The sequence below is a fragment of the Listeria goaensis genome, from assembly GCF_900186125.1.
GTDB lineage: Bacteria > Bacillota > Bacilli > Lactobacillales > Listeriaceae > Listeria > Listeria goaensis.
Genome location: NZ_FYBQ01000001.1, coordinates 177,676 through 199,892, shown reverse-complemented (window position 1 = coordinate 199,892; position 22,217 = coordinate 177,676). Strand labels below are relative to the sequence as shown.

25 protein-coding genes are annotated in these 22,217 nt (G+C 38.0%); 10 read left to right on the top strand and 15 right to left on the bottom strand.

Going from position 1 to position 22,217, the window contains the following annotated elements:
• Positions 1–7 precede the first annotated feature (7 nt).
• The 7 genes from sipZ to CFT42_RS00990 all read right to left on the bottom strand — a co-directional run bounded on the left by sipZ (position 8) and on the right by CFT42_RS00990 (position 6,168).
• Positions 8–547: a type I signal peptidase SipZ gene (gene sipZ, locus CFT42_RS01020; RefSeq protein ID WP_088808745.1), complete on the bottom strand. Its 540-nt coding sequence runs from the start codon at positions 545–547 to the stop codon at positions 8–10.
• A gap of 100 nt (positions 548–647) precedes the next feature.
• Positions 648–1,202: a type I signal peptidase SipY gene (gene sipY, locus CFT42_RS01015; protein WP_088815182.1), complete on the bottom strand. Its 555-nt coding sequence runs from the start codon at positions 1,200–1,202 to the stop codon at positions 648–650.
• Between the two features lie 106 nt (positions 1,203–1,308).
• On the bottom strand, positions 1,309–1,860 hold the full coding sequence (sipX, locus tag CFT42_RS01010) for a type I signal peptidase SipX (RefSeq protein WP_088808743.1): 552 nt from the start codon (positions 1,858–1,860) through the stop codon (positions 1,309–1,311).
• 122 nt (positions 1,861–1,982) lie between these two features.
• Positions 1,983–3,242 carry an ATP-dependent protease ATP-binding subunit ClpX gene (gene clpX / locus CFT42_RS01005; RefSeq protein WP_088808742.1) on the bottom strand — a complete coding sequence of 420 codons (1,260 nt, stop codon included), beginning with the start codon at positions 3,240–3,242 and terminating at the stop codon, positions 1,983–1,985.
• Between the two features lie 164 nt (positions 3,243–3,406).
• Positions 3,407–4,690, bottom strand: coding sequence for a trigger factor (gene tig / locus CFT42_RS01000; protein WP_088808741.1), 1,284 nt, complete (start codon positions 4,688–4,690; stop codon positions 3,407–3,409).
• A gap of 108 nt (positions 4,691–4,798) precedes the next feature.
• Positions 4,799–5,731 (bottom strand): hypothetical protein, encoded by a 933-nt coding sequence (locus CFT42_RS00995; RefSeq protein WP_088815181.1) that lies wholly within the window; start codon positions 5,729–5,731, stop codon positions 4,799–4,801.
• A 221-nt stretch (positions 5,732–5,952) separates the two neighbouring features.
• Positions 5,953–6,168 carry a helix-turn-helix domain-containing protein gene (locus CFT42_RS00990; protein ID WP_088808739.1) on the bottom strand — a complete coding sequence of 72 codons (216 nt, stop codon included), beginning with the start codon at positions 6,166–6,168 and terminating at the stop codon, positions 5,953–5,955.
• Between the two features lie 150 nt (positions 6,169–6,318).
• Here CFT42_RS00990 and CFT42_RS00985 point away from each other — a divergent pair, with 150 nt between their 5' ends.
• From CFT42_RS00985 to CFT42_RS00965, 5 genes are all read left to right on the top strand, one after another.
• Positions 6,319–6,723 carry a helix-turn-helix domain-containing protein gene (locus tag CFT42_RS00985; protein WP_088808738.1) on the top strand — a complete coding sequence of 135 codons (405 nt, stop codon included), beginning with the start codon at positions 6,319–6,321 and terminating at the stop codon, positions 6,721–6,723.
• 5 nt (positions 6,724–6,728) lie between these two features.
• Positions 6,729–7,127, top strand: coding sequence for a helix-turn-helix domain-containing protein (locus CFT42_RS00980; RefSeq protein ID WP_088808737.1), 399 nt, complete (start codon positions 6,729–6,731; stop codon positions 7,125–7,127).
• A 110-nt stretch (positions 7,128–7,237) separates the two neighbouring features.
• Complete coding sequence (locus CFT42_RS00975) at positions 7,238–8,431, top strand: PrsW family glutamic-type intramembrane protease (protein WP_088815180.1); 1,194 nt, start codon at positions 7,238–7,240, stop codon at positions 8,429–8,431.
• A 114-nt stretch (positions 8,432–8,545) separates the two neighbouring features.
• Complete coding sequence (gene proB, locus CFT42_RS00970) at positions 8,546–9,367, top strand: glutamate 5-kinase (protein WP_088808735.1); 822 nt, start codon at positions 8,546–8,548, stop codon at positions 9,365–9,367.
• The gene (locus CFT42_RS00965) at positions 9,360–10,604 is read left to right on the top strand and encodes a glutamate-5-semialdehyde dehydrogenase (RefSeq protein WP_088815179.1); all 1,245 of its coding nucleotides are present in this window, start codon (positions 9,360–9,362) and stop codon (positions 10,602–10,604) included. Before proB ends, CFT42_RS00965 begins: the two co-directional genes overlap by 8 nt.
• Positions 10,605–10,615: 11 nt before the next feature.
• Here the strand turns inward: CFT42_RS00965 and CFT42_RS00960 are convergent, their stop codons facing one another.
• Positions 10,616–11,533 (bottom strand): alpha/beta fold hydrolase, encoded by a 918-nt coding sequence (locus CFT42_RS00960; RefSeq protein WP_088808733.1) that lies wholly within the window; start codon positions 11,531–11,533, stop codon positions 10,616–10,618.
• Between the two features lie 162 nt (positions 11,534–11,695).
• Between CFT42_RS00960 and CFT42_RS00955 the strand changes: the two genes are divergently transcribed.
• Complete coding sequence (locus CFT42_RS00955; RefSeq protein WP_088808732.1) at positions 11,696–12,160, top strand: hypothetical protein; 465 nt, start codon at positions 11,696–11,698, stop codon at positions 12,158–12,160.
• 32 nt (positions 12,161–12,192) lie between these two features.
• On the opposite strand, the gene CFT42_RS00950 is transcribed toward CFT42_RS00955, so the two are convergent.
• From CFT42_RS00950 to CFT42_RS00940, 3 genes are all read right to left on the bottom strand, one after another.
• Positions 12,193–12,654 (bottom strand): threonine/serine exporter family protein, encoded by a 462-nt coding sequence (locus CFT42_RS00950; RefSeq protein WP_088815178.1) that lies wholly within the window; start codon positions 12,652–12,654, stop codon positions 12,193–12,195.
• A 13-nt stretch (positions 12,655–12,667) separates the two neighbouring features.
• Entirely contained in the window at positions 12,668–13,426 is a 759-nt protein-coding gene (locus CFT42_RS00945) for a threonine/serine exporter family protein (protein WP_088815177.1), read from the bottom strand.
• Between the two features lie 80 nt (positions 13,427–13,506).
• Positions 13,507–14,490 (bottom strand): reverse transcriptase family protein, encoded by a 984-nt coding sequence (locus CFT42_RS00940; protein WP_088815176.1) that lies wholly within the window; start codon positions 14,488–14,490, stop codon positions 13,507–13,509.
• A 350-nt stretch (positions 14,491–14,840) separates the two neighbouring features.
• Between CFT42_RS00940 and CFT42_RS00935 the strand changes: the two genes are divergently transcribed.
• The 4 genes from CFT42_RS00935 to CFT42_RS00920 all read left to right on the top strand — a co-directional run bounded on the left by CFT42_RS00935 (position 14,841) and on the right by CFT42_RS00920 (position 17,928).
• Complete coding sequence (locus tag CFT42_RS00935) at positions 14,841–15,344, top strand: RNA polymerase sigma factor (RefSeq protein ID WP_088808728.1); 504 nt, start codon at positions 14,841–14,843, stop codon at positions 15,342–15,344.
• Positions 15,334–16,197: an anti-sigma-V factor RsiV gene (gene rsiV / locus CFT42_RS00930; RefSeq protein ID WP_088808727.1), complete on the top strand. Its 864-nt coding sequence runs from the start codon at positions 15,334–15,336 to the stop codon at positions 16,195–16,197. Before CFT42_RS00935 ends, rsiV begins: the two co-directional genes overlap by 11 nt.
• 13 nt (positions 16,198–16,210) lie before the next feature.
• A complete protein-coding gene (locus CFT42_RS00925) occupies positions 16,211–17,044 on the top strand; it encodes a polysaccharide deacetylase family protein (protein WP_088815175.1) in 834 nt (277 codons plus the stop codon).
• Positions 17,045–17,328: 284 nt separating this feature from the next.
• On the top strand, positions 17,329–17,928 hold the full coding sequence (locus CFT42_RS00920) for a YdeI/OmpD-associated family protein (RefSeq protein ID WP_088808725.1): 600 nt from the start codon (positions 17,329–17,331) through the stop codon (positions 17,926–17,928).
• Positions 17,929–17,968: 40 nt separating this feature from the next.
• Here CFT42_RS00920 and CFT42_RS00915 read toward each other — a convergent pair whose 3' ends face one another.
• The 4 genes from CFT42_RS00915 to CFT42_RS00900 form a co-directional block, all read right to left on the bottom strand.
• Positions 17,969–18,187, bottom strand: a complete 219-nt coding sequence (locus tag CFT42_RS00915) for a helix-turn-helix domain-containing protein (protein ID WP_244169914.1) — start codon at positions 18,185–18,187, stop codon at positions 17,969–17,971.
• Positions 18,184–18,612 carry an RNA polymerase sigma factor gene (locus CFT42_RS00910; RefSeq protein WP_088815173.1) on the bottom strand — a complete coding sequence of 143 codons (429 nt, stop codon included), beginning with the start codon at positions 18,610–18,612 and terminating at the stop codon, positions 18,184–18,186. The genes CFT42_RS00915 and CFT42_RS00910 overlap by 4 nt, the downstream gene beginning before the upstream one ends.
• A gap of 195 nt (positions 18,613–18,807) precedes the next feature.
• The gene (locus CFT42_RS00905; RefSeq protein WP_088808722.1) at positions 18,808–19,542 is read right to left on the bottom strand and encodes a LytR/AlgR family response regulator transcription factor; all 735 of its coding nucleotides are present in this window, start codon (positions 19,540–19,542) and stop codon (positions 18,808–18,810) included.
• Positions 19,543–19,692: 150 nt separating this feature from the next.
• Positions 19,693–21,837, bottom strand: coding sequence for a thioester domain-containing protein (locus CFT42_RS00900; RefSeq protein WP_159458137.1), 2,145 nt, complete (start codon positions 21,835–21,837; stop codon positions 19,693–19,695).
• Between the last annotated feature and the right edge of the window lie 380 nt (positions 21,838–22,217).

Sequence of the window (22,217 nt, the reverse complement as noted above, 5' to 3'; positions counted from 1 at the left end):
TCTTCTCCTACTCAATAAATTTTGCATCCGCAAGCGGCCAGTAACAAATTGGCGCTGTACCAACTATCTTCGTTTCTGAAACGGGTCCGATGATTCTGCTATCTCGGCTCGCTCTTCTATTATCGCCCAACACAAAATAAGTGTTTTTTGGCACCTTGCCATCTGGAAGCATCTCTTTTGTGCTATAGTCTTCCGTCAAATAACCGTCTTTCATTTTCTTTTTATACTCATCTAAATAGGGTTCATCATATTTTTTCCCATTAATGTAGAGCGTATCTTCTTTATACTCGATAACATCGCCTGGAAGCCCAATAACACGTTTAATGTAATCAGTTCCATCTTCGCGGAAAACAACCACATCAAATCGGTCTATAGAGCCATAACGATTGATGATAACGCGATTACCATCTGTTAATGTCGGCATCATCGAAACGCCATCTACAATAATTGGAACAAATAAATAAAAGCGAATAAATAAAGCGAGTATAATCGCTACCACTGCCGCCCAAATCCACGCCCACAATCTTTTAAGATTCTTTTCCTTCAACTTTATTGCACCGCCTACTATTTAACTTCCATACTTCCATTATATACGAAAAAAATACACCTGAATAGGAAAACCCGCGAGATAATCTCGCGGATCTACTTTATTTTTTTGAAAATTGAAGGACAACGCCATCAATCGATGAGTCATCAATAAAGCCAAACATACGGCCGTCCATACTTCCTTCACGGTTATCACCTAAAACAAATAACTTACCTTTTGGTACAACACTTTTACCAGTTACATCTTCTAAAGTGAAGTTTCCGTCCCCATCGCCCGGTTCACGATATGTTTTCATACCATCTGCGAGATAAGATTCCGGATGTTTTTTTCCATTTAAATAAAGCTCACCATTTTTAAACTCAATTTTGTCACCAGGAATACCAATGACACGTTTAATGAAGTATTTTCCTTCATCACCAGTCGAAACTGGTGCATCAAACACAACAATATCATAGCGATCAGGTCCAGTTATTTTTTCAATAAAAACACGATCTCCATTTTCATATGTTGGATACATGGATAATCCATCTACTTTTACTGGAGCAAAAACAAAAGTTCTAACAAGGAGTGCAATCAGTAATGCAGTAGCAATAACAAGAACCCAACTAAGAATCTGTTGTTTTTTTGATTTCTTTTTCACTTCATTTTCTTCCATTTTCGACTTCCTCTCATGCACGTACATAATAAATATCGTGCCCTCTAGAATGGATAACACGACCTATTATCCCATTTATTTTTTTTGATGTAAAGTTATAGAAAACCTATCTTTGTAAAGTGTTTCCAAATGAGATTACTTTACCTAGAACATCAGCTTCTTTAATAAAGCCAATATAGCGACTATCCTTACTTATTCGGCGATTATCACCTAACACGAATAGTTCACCCTTTGGAACTTTATTCACACCACCACAAGCAGGCAGTTCATTTAGTTTAAAATCCTCAGTTAGATAGCCGCTTGTAATACTTTCTTTTTCGCTATCTAAGTACGGTTCATCATATTTTTTTCCATTAATATAAAGCTGGTCTGAACGATATTCCACCGTGTCGCCTGGTAACCCTATGACACGTTTAATATATTCAGCTCCTTCTTCATCAGGTGCAGGGAAAACGATAATATCAAATCGATCAGGATTTGCCATTTTGTTAATGAATAAATGTTCCCCGTCATGCAAAGTAGGATCCATTGAGTCCCCATAAACAGTAACTGGTGAGATGAGGAAATAGCGTATTCCAAACGCAATAATAAGTGCCAATAAAATGACTTTTAGCCATCCAAAAATGGCTGATTTTGGCTCTTTCTTCTTCGTTTCCATAAAATCCCTCATTTCATCCATTTCATTTTCTTGATTATAGCATGAAAAAGTTTGAAAGATATAACAAAATGCCCCCTTAACATACTAAAAAGCCAGTATCCCATAAGAATACCGGCTTTTATTTAGGCAGATGTTTTAATTGGAATCACAGAACCGTCTTCCAATTGCAGTTTAGGCTCTTCATCGCCAGTCACAGCATCTTTTGTAATGATACATTTCGCAATATCATCTCGCGAAGGAATTTCAAACATAACATCAAGCATAATACTCTCAATAATCGAGCGAAGCCCTCTGGCACCTGTCTTTCTATGAATCGCTTCTTTAGCAATTTCATGTAGCGCCTCTTCTTCAAATTCTAACTCGACGTCATCAAGTTCCAACATTTTTTGATATTGCTTCACAAGAGCATTTTTCGGTTTGGTTAAAATGGAGATGAGTGCTTCCTCGTCTAGTTGCTCAAGAGTAGCAATAACAGGAAGACGCCCAATGAACTCCGGAATTAAACCAAACTTCAGCAAATCTTCAGGTACAACTTTTGACAAATAGGTTTCCTCTTCTTTTAGAACTTCATTTTCCGTTCCGAAGCCGATAACTTTTTCACCCATCCGATTTTTTACAATTTGTTCAATACCGTCAAACGCACCGCCAACAATGAATAATACGTTGCTTGTATCAATTTGAATGAATTCCTGATGCGGATGTTTACGTCCCCCTTGAGGCGGAACGCTAGCAACTGTACCTTCCAAGATTTTCAGTAGTGCTTGTTGAACACCTTCACCAGAAACATCTCGAGTAATCGATGGGTTTTCTGATTTCCGTGCCACTTTATCAATTTCATCAATATAGATAATGCCTTTTTCTGCCTTCTCAACATCATAATCAGCAGCTTGAATAAGTTTTAGCAAGATATTTTCAACATCTTCCCCTACATAGCCAGCTTCTGTTAATGAAGTTGCATCAGCAATCGCAAAAGGTACATTTAGAATACGCGCAAGCGTTTGAGCAAGTAGCGTTTTACCACTACCAGTTGGACCGATTAAGCAAATATTACTTTTTGAAAGCTCTACTTCGTCTTCGGAAGACTCATTAGAGTTTACTCGTTTATAATGATTGTAGACAGCAACAGATAGTGCTTTTTTCGCACGTTCTTGTCCAATTACATAATCACTTAAAATGTGTCGGATTTCTTGTGGTTTTGGAACATCTCCAAAATCAACAAATTCCGAAACATTTAATTCTTCTTCAATGATTTCATTGCAAAGCTCAATACATTCATCGCAAATATAAACGCCAGGTCCAGCAACAAGTTTTCGAACTTGATCCTGTGATTTTCCACAAAAGGAGCATTTCAATTGGCCTTTTTCATCATTAAATTTGAACAAATCTTCTTCACCCCTTCGTTCCTATTCAGTCGAAATCTTTTCGACCTTATGATTTTATCATAGCATTATAAAAAAAGAAATTCTAGTTATCCATTCTCTATAAATAAAGGACACGAGAAGATTCTCATGCCCTTTTGTACGTTTTGCTTCAAATTACTGTTTGCTTATTTTTCAACAGCACTTTCCACTAAAACATCAATGGCTTTACGGATTTTAAGATCAGATTTAAGTTCGCTCAAATCTCCAAGTGCTGCACGAACAGCGTCTTTTTCCATTCCGTATTTCTCTGCAAGAGTTGCTACTTCTGCATCAACAGCATCTTCAGTAGGCTCAATGTTTTCTGCTTCCGCAATTGCTTCTAAAACGAGATTCATTTTCACACGTTTTTCAGCATCTGTTTCCATTTGTGCATGCATCGCTTCTTCTGTTTGACCAGTGAATTGGTAGTACAATTCAGGAGTAAGCCCTTGCGCTTGCAAGTCTTGCGCAAAATGGTTCATTAAGTGATCTGCTTCATGATGAACCATAGCATGCGGAATGTCTACTTCCGCATTTTCAACTGCTTTTGCAATCACTTCATCTTGTTTTCCTTGAACAGCTGCATCTTCTTTTGCTTCTTTTAGACGTTTTGTAACTTTTTCTGTTAATTCAGCTACTGTTTCTACTTCTGAATCAATATCTTTTGCTAACTCATCGTCAAGTTCAGGCACTTCTTTTGTTTTCACTTCGTGTACTTTCACTTTAAACACAACAGGTTGTCCAGCTAAGTTTTCAGCATGATATTCTTCTGGGAAAGTCACGCTTAATTCTTTTTCATCGCCAGCTTTTGCGCCAACCAATTGCTCTTCAAACCCTGGAATGAATTGACCAGAACCTAATTCTAGTGAATAGTTGTCCGCTTGACCACCTTCAAAAGGTTCTTCATTGTGGAAGCCTTCGAAATCGATGACAACCGTATCACCATTTGCTGCTGGCTCTTCTTCTTTTACAACTAAATCAGCTTGACGTTCTGTTAAAGTCTTCAATTCTTCCGCAACTTCTTCGTCCGTCAATTCGGAATCGCGTTTTTCAACTTCTAAGCCTTTGTAATCCCCAAGTTTAACTTCTGGTTTTACAGTAACTTCAGCTGATAATTTCCAGTTTTCGCCTTTTTCCATCGATTCGATGTTCACTTGTGGTGTGTCAACAGGATCGATTCCAGCTTCTTCAACAGCTTTTGTATAAACTTCTGGAAGGAGAATATCAAGTGCATCTTGATAAAGCGCTTCTTCTCCAAAACGTTGGTTAAAGATTTGACGTGAAACTTTACCTTTACGGAATCCAGGTACGTTTAGCGTCTTGCGAACTTTTTGGAAAGCTCTATCTAAACCTGATTTAATTTGTTCTTGATCAATTTCAAAAGAAAGCGTACCTATGTTACCTTCTTTTTTTTCCCATTTTACTGACATGGTCATATTCCCTCCATCATCTATTTAGTTCGATTAAAAATTCATTTCATGACAAGATTCAGCCATACTCACTCATAATAACATAAAAACATGCGATTTGAAAACAAATTAAAACAAATAATTTTGTCCGCTCTCTTCTAATTTTCGGATAAAATTCAACCCTTTTTCCACTTCCGCAGATAAATCACTCGACAACGTCACTTTTTCCTCGCCGTAAAGCTCATTTGCCCAAAGAATATAACATTCCACCCATAAAGATACATTTTTAGGTTTAAAAGAAAATGGATAGAGCATGAAATAATGATGTTGCACCATCTGAAAAATTTGCATAAATAAAACTGGATTATCGTTTTCCAAAACAAATGAAAGCTCCGCCTCCATATCATCCAAAAAAGAATCTGTTTCAAGTGACTGAGGATTGAAAACAGCCTCCTCGCCTAGTTTACAAACCAAAATGGTGTCATCAATTTGGCATTCATGTAAAAGTTCAAAAATGACTGATTGTACGAAAGGAGACGCTTTTTTATCTGCTAAAATAGCAATGAAGTCCCCCTTATACAAGTCAATATCAAACTTATTAAGCTCACTTAAAAAAACAAGTTGTTCTTGGCTATCTAAAGAAAGAAAATTAGCTTGCGGCTTCCTAGTAACTAGCTTTTTAGGGAACGGTATGATGTTATCCACGATTTGCTCTTCTTGCTGAATTTGATTTTCTTCCTCTGTATATTGCCGAACGAGCATAAAATATTGATCCATTTCATCCAAATTTTGATATGTACTTGCCAGCTCGCTTAAAATCTCTTTGTTGTACCCCACCATCATTAAAAATTCTTGCCCAATTGCTTTTGCTGCTTTATATTCCGCACCTTGGTTTAAAAGGCGAATGAAAGCATGCGTGATTTTAAAATCAGCCGGATTCAATGCATGTTGTGTTTCAAGATAATGAAATGCTTCGCTTCGTTCTTCGAGTGATAACTCATAATTTCGCTCCTGCATCATTTTAAGGATACTCGTTGGAAGCGAATCATTGTTTTTCTTCATCCTTACAACTCCTGTTCCGTCAATAGATTGGTTCATTCTATGTGATTTTAAGCGCATTGTCAACCATATAAAAAACGCCTCTTTTAAATAGTAGAGACGTTTACTTTTCCAGACTGATGACAAACAGCCATTTTGGTTTTAAAATCAGCAGCCTTATTGCGTATAAATTATTTAGTTTAGCGTAAATTTATTCTTTTTCTAACGAACTGATTTCGTAATTTTTAATCACAGAAATCGGTTAAGTCACAGTTTAAAATTTCGCTTAGAATTAGCGCATTTTGATAAGATAATCTTACCAAACCTTTTTCAACATTGGAATAGCCACTTGTATATTTATAGCCCATCTCCCGCGATATAAACGCTTGTGTAATACCTCTACCAAGGCGAATCTCTCTAATTTTATTCACATTGATATTTTTGGTGTTCAACTGTTCCATCTTAGCAAGTCTCCTTTCACACAATATGAGTTTATAAAAACATTTTAGCAACTCCTAAAGTGTATGTCAATTTATTTGCAATTCGATTCGGGTTGTTTTATACTTTATTTGTGTATAATATTGTATAATATGTGTAAAGGAGATGAAAACATGACAAAATTAAGCCGACAGTTAACAAACTTACGGGAAAAGCGTGGTTGGACAAAAAGAGAGACTGCAAAACGTCTTGGCTTAAATGCCCCTTCTACATACGGGAATTGGGAATACGGGATACGGGAACCTGATTTATCAACGGTGGCTGAGATTGCAACACTTTATGATGTCACGGTAGATTATTTGATTGGTGAAGATGATGTATCTGAAAGCAAAAAGCAAAGCCCAAATAAAAATATTAAACTGGAGCTTGAGCACATTTCAGAGCAATTGCTAGATGCGAATGAGTTGGCTTTTGGAGATGAACCGCTAAAACCTCATATCGCTGAATTTCTTAGGAAAAATATTCAATTTATTTTGGATAACGCTGAATTAATAAATCGAATCACCGATGAGGAGTGATGAACATGGCGAATTTAAGCGAAAGGCTTAAATTTTTACGCGAAAAAAAAGGTTGGTCAAAAGTTGAAACGGCAAAGCGAATTGGTTTAAAGGCCCCTTCCACTTACGGAAACTGGGAATATGGTCTGCGCCAGCCTGATTTAGAAATGATTGCTAAAATTGCAAAACTATACGGGGTTAGTGTGGATTACTTGCTTGGCGAAAATGATCTCCCTTCTTATGAAAAGCTACATACAAAAACTTCACCAGATATTACTATTTATGTTGAAGCAGTTTGCGAAAAGATGGAATTTGAAGATGATTTATTTTTAGGAAAAAAAGAACTTTCCGAATCGGCTAAAGATTATTTGGTTGAAAGTTTACAATTTGCTCTTAAACAAGCAGAAAAATTAAATAAAATTTAAAAGTTCGCCAAATAAAAAACACTTTTAGCTGAAGGTGTTTTTTATTTTTGGTTTAATCTTTAAAGATTGGTGGAATGTACTTTATGACTAACAAACGAGGGGGAGAATTTATGGAACGCTGGTATGTAAATAAAGATGGGCAGAAAAAAGGGCCCTATACTGAAGCCGAACTGGAAACACTGTTCCGAAAAAAGCAAATAAATGAGTTGACTGAAGTTCAGAAAGAGGGAGGAAGCGACTGGCAGCCTTTACAGGAGTCTTCTCTTAAATCTCATTTAACGCAGCATAAACACGGGGTTTTAAGTAGTATCGACCATTTGACAGGTGAAGAGGAACATGCGAATCTGAATGTTGGCGATTTGTTTCGAGATGTTTTTAAAAAGCATAAGAAAGGTGAAGCCAACAAAATTTTTATTGTAGGAACCGAAAGTACAACGCCTTCTGAAAATATGATTTCGGCTTCTTGGCCGAGACCTTGGGTGTATTCTCGTGTATTTATTATTCTTGCTATCACTTATGGATTGCTTCTTGCATGTACATATATTTTTGGTAATGCTAACACGATTCCTGGGTTAATGGTAATTGGTTCGTTCACTGTACCGTTTTCGGCACTTGTTTTCTTCTTTGAAACAAATGCGCCGCGAAATATTAGTATTTTTGATGTTGTGAAGATGTTTTTCATCGGGGGTGTTGCGGCACTTGTTGCGACTTTAATTTTATATAGTATTATTCCGGTTGGAAAACTAAATTATTTTAATGCTTTACTTGTTGGGATTATTGAAGAAACTGGGAAAATGGTTATCGTTGCCCTCTTCATTAAATCACTTCGTTCTAAATATGTATTAAATGGTCTTTTAATTGGTGCGGCTGTTGGGGCTGGATTTGCAGCATTTGAATCGCTAGGGTATGCGTTCAATTATAGCCTTGAAGCATTTGCTTTAACCAAAAACGTTACTTTCGCAAGTGACACGATGCTTGAAATTATTTTCTCGCGTGGTTGGCAGTCGATTGGTGGGCACGTGGCTTGGGCTGCGATTACTGGTGCGGCTGTTGTTCTCGCTAAAAAAGGAAGCGAAAACTTGGAAATGCAGCACTTGTTTACTGGTCAGTTTTGGAAATTGTTCATTATTCCAATTGTCCTCCACTTCTTGTGGGATTGCCCGCTCAACCCGCTACCGCAAATCGCATTTAAACAAATTGTGCTGATTATCGTAGCTTGGATTGTTATCTTAACACTAATGAGTACGGGACTAAGACAAGTTTCTCGGCTCGGAAAAGCAGCAAAGACGACACGTTCTGCTTAATAAGTAAAAGCTAGCCTTTAAATTGGAGGCTAGCTTTTTTTTGCGAAAAATAGCTGGTAAAAACTTCATTTTATAGTAAAATAGAAGTATTCTATTTCAGAAGGGGTAAGAAAAATGCGCGAATCTTTAAAACAGTGTAAACGAATTGTAGTGAAAGTTGGAACGAGTACACTTATGTACGAAAACGGCAATATTAATTTGCGAACAATTGAAAAACTGGCTCGCGTTTTGTCTGAGCTTCGTAATGAAGGCAAAGAGGTTGTCCTTGTTTCTTCTGGTGCGATTGGTGTCGGCTGCCGGAAGTTGCAACTTTTAGAGCGTCCGAAAACGATTCCTGAGCAACAAGCAATTGCGGCTGTTGGGCAAAGCGAATTGATGCACATTTATAGCAAGCTTTTCGGCGAGTATGGCTATACTGTTGGACAAGTTTTACTAACGCGCGATGTGACAGATTACCCGATTAGTCGAGAAAATGTGATCAACACTTTTGAGATGCTCATTTCTCAAGGAACGATTCCCATTGTAAATGAAAATGATACGGTCGCGGTTGAAGAAATCGAACATATTACGAAATTCGGTGATAATGACCGCTTATCAGCTGTTGTTGCTGAACTTATTCAAGCAGAACTGCTGATTATGCTTTCTGATATTGATGGCTTTTATAATACAAATCCACTTACAAATCCTAATGCAATGATGTTTCACGAAGTTCATGAAATCACGGCTGATATAGTTAAGTTAGCTGGCGGAAAAGGCTCTGAATTTGGCACTGGTGGTATGCTCACAAAACTCACTGCGGCTGCCCTCTGCTTGCAAAACAATCAAAAAATGGTGCTTACAAACGGGAATAACCCGGAAGTCATTTATTCGATTATTTCTGGTGAACAAGTTGGAACACTTTTCGCACATAAAAAGGAGGATATCTTAAATGGGTGAATTAGAAGTGAAAGGACAACTTGCAAAAGAAGCAAGTCGCTTTTTAGCTTTGGCTAGCACGAAACAAAAAAATGCGGCGCTTGCTGAAATGAAAAACGGACTAATCGCGCGTTACGAAACCATTCTTTCTGCCAACGAAAAAGACCTTGCAAACGCCAAACAAAATGGAATAGCGGACACGATGCTTGATCGTTTACGCCTCACAGAAGAGCGGATTCACGATATGGCAAACGGCATCATGCAGGTCGCCGAGTTACCGGACCCAATCGGTCAAGTTGACAATATGTTTCAAAATGAGGCAGGTCTTACTATTGGGAAAAAGCGAGTTCCCCTTGGCGTCATTGGGATTATTTATGAATCAAGACCAAATGTAACGGCGGATGCTGCTGCCCTTTGCTTTAAAACAGGTAATGCTGTCATTTTGCGCGGCGGAAGCGAGGCCATTCATTCGAATACTGCGCTCGTCGCCGTCTTGCAGCAAGGGATAGAGCTTGCGGGCTTTCCGAAAACGTCGATTCAACTTGTGGAAGATACGTCACGGGAAACAGCTCGCGATTTAATGCGCCTGAATACGTATTTAGATGTGCTCATTCCGCGTGGTGGTGCGCGGCTTATTCAAACCGTGCTTGACACGGCCACTGTTCCGGTTATTGAAACGGGAACGGGAAATTGTCACGTCTACATCGATCAAGATGCCGATTTTGAAATGGCCACACGGATTTTAGTGAACGCTAAAACGTCGCGCCCTTCCGTTTGTAACGCCTGTGAAACGCTGCTCATTCATGAGACGGTCGCAAGCGAGTTACTTCCAGTTATCGAAAAAGCGCTTGCGCCGTTCCACGTTGAACTTCGAGCAGACGACAAAGCGCGCTCCTTTTTAACAAACAGTGTCCCTGCAACTGAAGAAGATTTCGCAACTGAATTTTTGGATTTCATTTTAGCGATCAAAGTGGTTGCGAGTGAAGACGAAGCCATCGCACATATCAACCGCTACGGTACAGGGCATTCAGAAGCAATTGTGACAAACAACTACTTCACTGGATTAAAATTCCAAAATGAAGTGGACGCAGCTGCCGTCTATATTAATGCGTCAACGCGCTTCACTGATGGCTTTGAATTTGGCTTCGGCGCTGAAATTGGCATTAGCACACAAAAATTACACGCCAGAGGACCAATGGGCTTACACGAACTTACATCTACCAAATACATCATTTTCGGCGAAGGCCAAATTAGATAAAAAGGAAGACCTCAACTTGAGGTCTTCCTTTTTATCCAGCGAATAATATCAGCAAACACAGTTTCCTTGCATGTTTCGTTAATCAATTCATGGCGGGCGCCTTCATATAGCTTGTATGTCACATCAGACACGCCGTTTTCAGCCAAAGTGACGGCGAGTTTTGGAATGTCTTTGCCGTAGTGACCAACTGGGTCGGCTGTTCCCGATAAAAACAGCAGCGGCAAGTCTTCTGGAACGCGCTCAAAAGTCGTTTCTGCCTGCGACTCGGCAATCACAGTGAAAAGTGTGTGGAAGAAACCAGATGTTCCAACGATTGGCCCGCCGAACGGATCCTTTTCATAGGCAGCTTGTATGTGGCGGTCGCGCGTTAGCCAACTGAAATTCGACGGCTCGTGGTATGTACGGTTGTATCCCCAAAATGCCAATTTATTTAAAATCTCGCTGCGCCTAGCAGCATTCTTTTTAATTCGCTTGCTCGAAATCCATTTTGCTGCGGTTAAAAGTAGCGGCGGCTGCATACCACTACCGCAAAGAATGACGCCATCAGCCTTGAATTCCGCCATAAACAGCCGAATAATAAAGCTCCCCATGCTGTGCGCAAAAACGAAATAAGGCAAATTCGGATAGTTATCCTGCGCATAAAGTTGCACAGCCCGCTCATCTAACACCATTTTCCGCACGCTATCGCTCGGTTCGATATGCCCAAGTTCACTTTTGTTTAAAGCTGTTTTGCCGAATCCCCTATGGTCATCGGCCAAAGCGATATACCCCGCTTTGTTCAAAGTTTCCGCAAATAAATTGTACCTAGCCCCGTGTTCAGACATCCCGTGCACAATTTGTACGATACCAATCGGATTTTCCACCTCATCCCACACGTATAGATGCAAAGCCGAATTGTCATGCGTTTTCAGTTTCATTTCTTTATACATACCGCCACCTCCGCTTTCATTATAACATGTATCTTTTTGACTTTTTCTAGGTCTTTCGCATAGAAAGTAAAAAAATAAACAGTGCTTTAGGCGGATTTCTAAAAAAATGATTGTTCAAAATTTCACATTGTGGTATTCTAGCACTATAAGGAGATGATTCACATGTGCCAAAGTCTAGCACACATGCAAATGTACGATTATTTACTCAAAAAATATTGCAACAAGGAAATCTTTTCAGAAACCAAAATGGTTGTCGAAATAGAGGGTAAACTTTGGGTTGGCGATTTTATTCACCTTGAAGACTGCCATATCATTGAAATCGATTGGGACGATCAAAGATACACACGTGTTGAAAAAACTCGCGCCGCAATTAATGGTGAGTTTGACGAAAAAATTCAAAACTCAAACGTTAATGTGAGCGAAAACCGCATTGATTCAAAAATTGGTAAACTAAAAAATATTGAAATTTTATATGCAGAAATTAAAGCCTTTGTAGATACTATCGACAGCACAGAAACTACACTACAACCGTTCTTCTACAATGCCTTCTGCTTAGATACACGCGTCAAACTTCCTTTCCTTGATGTAACTGGAAAAGAAATTCGCTTCGTTGCCCTAACAAAATAGTCCAAACGGACAAAAAATCAGACTGTTTATCATCAGTCTGATTTTTTGGCAGTTTTATTGATGACTGGTTTCAAAATAAGAAAGAACAAAATATTTCCAATCGTAATCCCACATGCAAGCGCCACCGCTGAACTGATAACGTCGAAAAATGTAGCGGCGGCGGATGCCGTTTCCCCCGTAAACAGCTCTTTAAAAACTTCGTAAAACGTGATTCCCGGCACGACCGGCACAAGGCCCGGAATGAAGTAAACTGTCGACGGATACTTCCGAATGTAGCTATATGCAAAGCTTAATGTGCTCAAAATAAGCGAACAAAAGAAGCTTGTGATAAAAACGCCAAATCCATTTGCGCTAAGTAAAAAATAGCCGAGCCACCCCGCTCCACCAACGATGCCCCCAGCGATAATCGTCTGTTTCGGAATACGGCATAAAAAGCCGAATGAACACGATGCGATAAAACTAAAAACAAACTGATAGATGATTGTAAACGCCATTTTAATGCCCCTTTCACGATACGATTAAAATTACAAGTGCCACACCACAGCCAAGTGCAGCCGCAACAAACAAACTTTCAAATAACCGAATGATGCCCGAAATATAATGGCGCGCCATCAAATCGCGAATGGCATTCGTAATTCCGATTCCCGGTACAAGCGGCACAACCGTCCCAATCATCGTCAAATTAATATTCGTGCCAATAACATGATGAATCATATAGCCGACTAATCCGCCGATAAAAGTCGAAACAAACTCAAAAATAAATGGATAGTCCGCCAAATTCGTTAGCTTTTGAAAAATAAAATAGGCAAGCACGCCCGAAATGATGCTGCTTGGTAAGTCTGTCCAATTGCCGCCAAAAATAAGAACAATTGAACCACTTAAAAGCCCCGTAAAAAGGAGCTGTTTCCACATGGCATCATTGGAGTAATCTAAATCGAGCTGTCTTAATTGCTCGTACATTTCCGAAAGCGAAATTTGATTGTTCGCATAGTCGCGGGAAATTTGATTGACCGAAACGACCTTTTCTAAATTGTAACCGCGCGTATCAATTCGCAAGAAACTACTTTCAAGTAAATTGGTTTTCACAAAAACGCCCGAAAGCGTAACATATGTATAATAGCTTTTAGCAGCCACTTCTCCCATACTTTTCCTAATAATCCGCTCCATCGTATCTTCCACGCGAGAAGTTTCTGCTCCGTTTTCAAGCAAAATTTTCCCTGTCAAAAGAGCCGTTTGAATAATAAATTGGTTTTCACCATTTTCCATCTCCACCCCACCTTTTTCACTCCTTCTCCATTATATTTCCTACCTTTCATTTCGTCAAAAAAAGCTCATGACGCGAAAGGTCACAAGCTTTTAATTTCATTTTGCCATTTCTTGAATTCCTGATCCTCAGGATTCGCTAATAAAATATAGTTGATTTTCCCAAGAAGTGAAAGTTTATAGTGGAAAGCTGCGTTTTGTGTAACCTCAGCCGCTTGTATATTTTGGCGATACGCAAGGTGACTTGTCAGCCCATACTTGGTCGCAAAATAAGCCTCCTGACGAACTGTTTTCCGGTAGTTTTTAGGAACTTGCACTTTTTCATTGACGACTAAACCTGTCACTTTTTGCTGGGATTTTTTAGTCAAAATTTGTGTTTTCGCTTCATTTACCGTGAAATTCATAGCTTCCAAAAACAATTTTGCCTTGTAATACATTTTTTTCGTATCAAAATCACCAGAAAAAGTCATATCATCTGAATAACGCGTATATACTGCACCCATTTCTTTTGCAACTCGCCCAATATAGTCATCAAATGGCTTTAATACAATATTCGAAATACACGCAGAAGTCGGGGCACCTTGTGGTAAACAGTCATGATAGCAACATAAACTCGCAAATAGTGCGCTTACACGCTTAGGAAACAACGCTCTTGGAAAAGCAAAATTCATCACATCTTGAAATAAAATACTTCCAAAAAAGTTTTCAATATCTAATTTTAACACGTATTTTTGACCTACATGCCCCGCCGCATTATCTAAAATACTAACACCCGTTTTATAAGCAGTGGCAAATTCGGAAACCGGTCGCTCGGATAAAACAGCAAATAAAATGCGCTTTTGCACCGTTTTAAGTAGCGGGCTAGGCGCACAAATCGTCCGCTCACTTCCGTTCCGCTTCGGCACCTGAAAAAGCGTGTAATGATCTTCAATATGGTTAGAAATCGCGTACAACGCCCCAATTTGTTTTTCTTTTGACCAATCAGACGCGCCAAATAATTGTAGCGAATACAGGAAATCATTGATTTGTGCGTTCGTGGCATAGCCAAACACATCTTGATTTTGCATAACGCTCACACCTTTTTGTCCAAAATAAAAGAGGCAATACTAAAAATCAATCCGTAAAATGCGGAGATGTACTTGCCGACAGGCCAGCACATTTTAATGTGCAGTTGTACATTGTAGCATTTTATGGCTAATGCTCGAATTCTTGTGTTCAGATGACGACTCGCCATCCTTGTCTAACTATGTGATTAGACAAACTATTGCCTCTTCAAGGCGATTATAACATAATCATGTATGAAAAACAGTGAAAATCTGTTAAGCTAGCACTGAAAAAAATTTTTTGTAAAAAAACAAACTTTTTGCTATGCTGTATCGTCTATTAGGTATATGCATATTGAGGGGGCCCCTGTTCGATGAAAGAAGAAATACGCCATCATTTTGTTGAATGCATAACCGTCTACCAAGCTGACTTTTATCGTTTGGCATATAGTTATGTTAAAAATGAAGCGGATGCACTGGATATCATCCAAGATGCCATTCAAAAAGCGCTGCTAAATTTAAACTCTATTCAAAAACCAGAAGCGCTAAAAAGCTGGTTTTATAAAATTGTCATTCGAACGGCGATAGATTTTTTACGTAAAAATAAAAAATTAAAGCTGGTCGACGGAGAAACTTTAGAATTAATTAGCCAGCAACACGTGGATTGCTATGAAGATATCGATTTAAAAGAAGCGCTTGAACGACTGCCTATCAAATATAAAACTATCATCGTCTTGCGTTACTTTGAAGATTTGCGGATTGACGAAATAGCCGAAATTATCGGCAAAACCAGCAGTACAACTAAAACAAGGCTTTATAAAGCCCTACAATTACTTCGCATGGATATTCGCAAGGAGGATTTATTCGATGACAAATAAGAACTTTCAGAAACTAAGAAGAGCCTATAAAAACATTCCCATCCCAAGTGAATTAAATGAACGTGTCAATCATGCTCTACAAACTCAGCCAAAGAAAAAAAAGCACTTTCTAGCTTGGAGCGCATGTAGTGCCGTAGTAGTTTGCTTGATGTTTTTCGTTGTAGTGATGACGAATTCAACAGTTGCAAATGCAATGCGGAACGTGCCCATCTTAAATCAAGTTATTGCCGTCGTAACAGGTAGTCAGTTTAAGGATAAGACTGAAAAAAACGAAGCCTCAATTGAAACGCCTGAAATAAAGGGACTTTCAAATGATGCCTTTGCGAAACAAATCAATAATGCTTATATCCAAACGAGCGAAGAGCTATACCAAGAATACAAAGAATATGTTTCAAAAAAAGGTGAGCACTATAGTGTTACAAGTTATTATGACACACTTGTTAACACCAAGCAGCTTCTTGTAGTTCGCTTCACAGTGGAAAAGACCATGGCGAGTAGTTATGTTCAAAATGAATATATCACACTTGATAAAGAGAAGCAGAAACTGGTGCGCTTAGACGATTTATTTAAAGATGATGATTATACCGTGATTTTACAAGAGTATATTAAAGCACAAATGAAGGCGGAAATGTCAGCAGATGATTCGGATAAAATTTATTGGGATGAAAATGAACTGGAACCTATTCTAACAAAAGAATACTTTGAAAATCATTTTTATATTGATCAAAATCGCAAACTCGTTATCACTTTTGATGAATATGATGTTGCCCCTGGCTACATGGGTCCGATATCATTTGTCATCCCAACTGAGGCCATTCAAGCTGAGCTAACAAATACAAATTATATTTACTAAAGGAGTTTTTTAAATGCGTAAGAAAAGGACGCAGAAAAAGCGAGTCGGAACACTGTTTCTGACTCTCTTCGTCCCACTTTGTATTATCCTATTGCTTTTACTTTGGAGAGTACCAAGCTATTTCACAAGTCAAGCAAATGAACATTCCACTGTTTCAACCAAGCGTACACAAGAAAAGCCAGATAAAATCAAAAAAGAAAAACCAAAAGCTCCTCCTGTGGAAAAAATAGACAGTAAAACAGTCTTCCTTACATTCGACGACGGGCCTACCCCTTTTTTAAATCAATTCATGGATTTTCTGACAGCCGAAAAAACGCCAGCGACTTTCTTTTTTGTCGGCAATAATTTACATCAAGCCGATAAAAAAACATTCCAGCGTTTAAAAAGCTCTCCTTTCAAAGTTGGCCTACATAGTTACACCCACGATGCCAAATTACTTTACCGCAAGAATAATCCAACTTTCCTCGAAGAAATGAAGAAAATGCAACTACAACTGCAAGAACTTTCAGGGATTTCGACCAAGCTCATTCGAGCCCCTTACGGGAGTACTTACTTAACAGATGCTGAATATGCGAAAGCAAAAGGTGAAGGGTTTCATCTACTTGACTGGAATATCGATAGCAATGATTGGCGCTATAAAGATGATACAAATCAAGTCATAAAATCAGTTTTAGCACAGGTGAAAAACTTAGAAGATTCTGGTAACCCCCTTATCATTTTGTTCCATGAAAGAAAAAGCACGCTGAACGCACTTCCGTCTATTATTAAAGAATTGAAACAACAAGGTTATCATTTTAAAGCTTTTAGCGAAGATACACCATATTATCGGAATTTTAAAGAACGTTAATTAATCATTTTATTTGAGGAGGCAGCTCATGAAAATTCTTTTATTTTCTTGCAAATTTCTACTGGTTGTCGTACTTATTTTCTCCATTTTATGGATAGCAAGCATTCCTGTCGCAGGTGATTTTAGTGAATTTAAATCTCTCTTTTCTACTACGACAAGGTTTTTGCCAAATCATTACTGACATACAAATTCCTCGTTTTATGCTATAATTTTCGGGTAATGTTTTATTTTTCCAACTTTTGGCTAAAGAAACAACATGATATTGAAGAAACGAGGTGCTTTTCGTGACCGAAAGCAAAATGAACCCGAGAATTGATGAGTATTTAAGTAATGTAAAGCAGTGGTATGCTGAATCTGAAAAACTACGCTCCATTCTTTTAACGTGCGACTTAACAGAAGAATTAAAATGGGGCAAACCTTGCTACACATTTGATGATAAAAATATCGTTATCATTCAAGGTTTTAAAGCCTATATGGCTCTCCTCTTTTTTAAAGGTGCTTTATTACAAGATCCCGATGATATTCTTAAAAAAACTGGAGAAAATACGGTTGTTGGGCGTCAAATTCGCTTCACTTCCCTAGAAGAAGTCGAAAAACTTGAAGACTCCATCAAAGCTTACGTTAATCAAGCCATTGAGGTGGAAAAAGCAGGGTTACAAGTTCCTAAACAAGAAAAACAAGATATTCCTATCCCGCCAGAATTCCAAGAAAAACTCAATGAAAATCCAGAACTACATGAAGCATTTTTCGCACTCACGCCTGGCAGACAACGTGGTTATATCCGCCATTTTGCAGAGCCAAAACAATCCAAAACTAAAATAGCCCGCATTGAAAAATACATTCCAAAAATTTTAAGCGGAAAAGGTTTAACAGATTTTAAATAACGAAGTAAACCGGTTATCCTCGCGGATAACCGGTTTTTTACTATACTTCAAATAAGAGGATTGTTTCTGTCAATTTGTTTTCCAGACGTTTCCGTATTTCCTCATCAATTTGAAAAAAGGAATTACCGTACTCATCGACAACATTCCGCGTAGCAAGCGTATTAATATATGGCATATAGCGATGTAAAACTTTTTGAATGGCTAAAGCATCACCTAAAGTCGCCTCACAAATAATTTCGTAGTGCAGCAGCTTTTTCATAAGCATCTTCCTTCAAAATAAAGCTGTAACAAACTTAGCGCCTGATTGCGCCATCTAGAAACTGTTCGCCTAACCATGCCAAGTTTCTCCGCTATTTCATAGTCAGACATTCCTAAAAAGTAATAGTAAATAACCACTTGTCGGAATGTTTCAGGCAGTTCTAAAATACCATTTCTAATGACTTCATTTTTAATGATAACTTCACATTCTTGCACAACTATGAGTTTATCGCTCATAAACAGTTCATCTTTTTTTATAAAGCCAAGTTTAAACAGCTCACTTGGTGAAACTAGCGAAAGTGAAGTTTCCCTTTGACGCTTCCGTTCCAGCTCCTTATAAATATTCCGTACCTCATTTTTTAAAACTTTTTTACAATAAGCATCAAAAGTGTGTTGCTTATGCACACGATGTTTCTGATTTAACATAAGTCGTTCATCCCCTTTTCTTTGCTTTTTACTATCAGCATAAGAAAAGAAATTACTTGAAACATGCGCTTGCTATAAATAGGCTACTATTATGTCATAACCGGCAACCAATTTTGACATTTTCAAATTGGAATCCCACAGATTACGAAAGGCACAGAATATTTTTTATGCTAAATCTTAAAAATTCAAATGTGCTTATTCATAAACAATCCCCATTTTTTTACCAATAAACTGCTGGTATTTTTCAATGACATATTTTTTCTTTGCCCGACTTATATGAAATTGATCGTTGGTATATAAAAATATATCATCTGCCGTTATTTTTCTCACATAGGAAAGATTGATAATAACGGAATTATTAATTCTCACAAACAAATATGGGTTTAAATTTCTTTCAACGTTCTTTAGCCGACCATAAAAATTATACTCTTCCAATTCCGTTGTTAAAATATTCAATTTTCTCCCAAAAGATTGAATTACCAAAATATCTTTATTTTTAAACTGATGACGTTCATGTCCTTTTTTCAAAAAAACATAGTCAACTTGACTCATAATTTCTGCTATAGCAGCATCTAAATGAAGTGTAACCACTTTTTCAGTAACTGGTTTGATGATGTAGCGAAATGGCTGAACTGAAAATGTGTCGATTTCATATAAATCGGCGTTGGTCACATAAATAATTAGAGCATCTTTCTCGATAAAACGGAGTTTCTTTGCTGTTTTTATTCCATCTAAAGGTTTTTTTCCAATATTTAAGAAAATGATTTTGTAGTGAAATTCATTCGTTAGCACATACGTTAAAAAAGTTTCATCATCTTCAAAAATATCAATTTCCACCTTTTTCATCTCATTTTTTCTGAAGTAGCATAGCAATTCTTCTTCTAATTTAGTAGCATCCATCTTTGAATCATCTACAATTGCGATTCGCATTCATTATCCCACCTTTTTCTATGATTCCCCCTTAATCTCATTATAAATTGTTCATTTTATGCATACAATTTTATTTCTTATAGTATTAAAAGCTGCTGCGCGATCAAAAAGGATGATTTCGCAACAGCTTTTTTTCAAAAGAATTCGGCTTTACTCTTTTGAATTTTTTCTTCTTTTGCTGCTCCAAAACAATGTAAGCCCAGCCATTAATAGAACTAATCCGATAAATAAAGCCATTTTATCCATTTCGTCACCGAGCTGTGGCATCTCTTTCATTTTATAACGGTTTGATAGAAAATCTTTTGATGCGTCATCTGTTGAAGTCAGTGTTGTAATTTTCTCTTTTTCACTGTTCGTTATTTTCACAACAATTTCGCCGTTATGGCTGCCGTCCACCGTAATTTTCTCTGTTGCCCGGCATAGCGAGTAACCATCAGGTGCATCCGTTTCAATAAGCTCATATTCCCCGAACGGAACTGGCGCTGTTGTAACCTCACCATTTTTGTCAGTTGAAAACTCTTCTTTGCCATCTACCGGAACATATAATTTGGTCGTTAAATCCTTCAATTTGAATTTTGCAGGATTTCTCTTAATCGGTTGCTTCGTATCCGCATCTATTTTAATCACTTTAATTTGCTCTTTAATAACGTTTTCTTTTACTGTAACCGTTGTTGTAGCAAATTCAGAAAGAACATCATACTCCAGCTTAAAATGATGCTTTTCCACGTCCAACTGATACCCAAGCGGCGCCTCTTTTTCAAGCCAATAATAATCATCAAGCAGCAAATTGCTTACACTTGCCCGACCATCTTCAATTGTAATCGTATCGATTAATTCATCATCACTTGTCCGGTAAAGTTCATAAACCGCACCGTCTAATTGCGCCATTCCTTGGGGCTTAGCTCCCGTTTCCGAGTCTTCCTTAATTAAAATAGCTTCGCCTCTTTGTTCTTTATCAAAAGCAGCAGCATTCACATTTGTGATTGCTACGTCTTGTCCTGCATATTCAAGTTTAAAAGGAATTTTTGCAGTATTTAATAAATAACCAGCTGGTGCAACTTCCTCCTGAAGATAATAATTCCCAAGTGGAAGTGCTTGTGATGTAGCGACACCCGTTTCACTGGTTTGAAGTTCAGCAACCCGAACGTTTTCACTCGTATAGACCCCGTAAACTGCACCTTGCAAGCTGTAGTATTGATTTGGCATCGCGGTACCAAATTCTTCACCTGTTTTAGCTAAGGAAACAGTACCTTTTTGCTTGGCATTATCCAAAATGATTTCAACTGTCTCAAGCGGCTTAACCGTGATTTCATGACGCGCTCTCAAATTATGATAACCATTCGGCGCTAAAGATTCTGAAGCCGTAACAATCGTCCCTTCAGGAATTCCTTGAAGTTCTGCAACTCCATTTGCATTCGTCACAACTTTCCGCTCTTGATCCCCGTAATTAAACTGAATCGTCGCGCCTGGAAGTGGCGCTTTCGTTTCTTGGTCAATTTTCATAATCCGAACACCGCCAAGTTTTTTAACTCTCACATTTAATTTCGCTTCCCCGCGGTCTTGCAATTTGAAATCTGTTAAGCTTTGAAAGTTAGCTCTGTGGTACACAATTGAAGCACCCACCACATTATCTGGAACTTTCGTAAATGTTAGCGCCCCAGTAGAAGCTGCACTACGTTCTGCTTTAAGACGTAACTTAGTTCCCTCTTTTTGAACAGAAATATTCGCTGTATTACTGACAAGATTCAGCCAGTCTGTCACATTATTCGTATCATCAAGGACCAATTCCTGGCCTTCAATTAAAGTGATTTCCTGATTGTGCCATGAAGGTTGTGTGTTATGTTTTTGGATTTTCAAATTAATTTGATGTTTTCTATCCCAGTAATTTGGAACTGAAGTCCACTCTAAACTATCCCCAAATGATTCCCAAATCATCAATTGGGTGACCGCAAAATCCGTATACGTTTGGTTTGTATTTGTGAAACCATAATAAGCTATTTTAGATAGACGATCTTTCTCGGCATGGAAATATTCCTCTGCGTAATACCCATCAGATGAATCTGCACGAGCGCCCGAGTCAATACAAAAGACGTCCTTCCCGTCCATTTTCATATTCCAAATATCATCATTATTAGCGTAATGTCCATTTGAAACACTCGTTCCAGTATAATAATATCCAGTTTCATCCAGTTGTAAATATGCTGCAGATCCAGTTTTCGGAAACAAAACACTTACTAAAAGAACCGCTAATAAGATGATGCTAATTATTTTTGTCCCCTTTTTTCTTTTTTGCATTTTTCCCCATCCCTTCTCGGTAGTTGTGTTTTTCCATGGTGAATAAGACAACGCTCCTCCTTTCAAAACCATGGATTCTGAAAGAAAAACAAATTTCCTTTCATTACTACTACAAAATAATTTTGTTTTTGGGACAAAAAAAGCATGATTTTTAAAAAATCATACTCCTACTCTTCACTTATTTAAAAAAGATTTCGTAATAACTGGGTTAAAAAAGATCTTTCTTCGGATGAAAATTCGATTTTCAGTAAGGATGCTACTACTAGAAACAATGCTAGCACACAAAATACGATGATTATTTTTTTATAGCGATTCATGTTTGCCCCCGTCTCAATTCAAATAAATTATTCTCGGTATTATTTTTTATTGTATCACAAAGA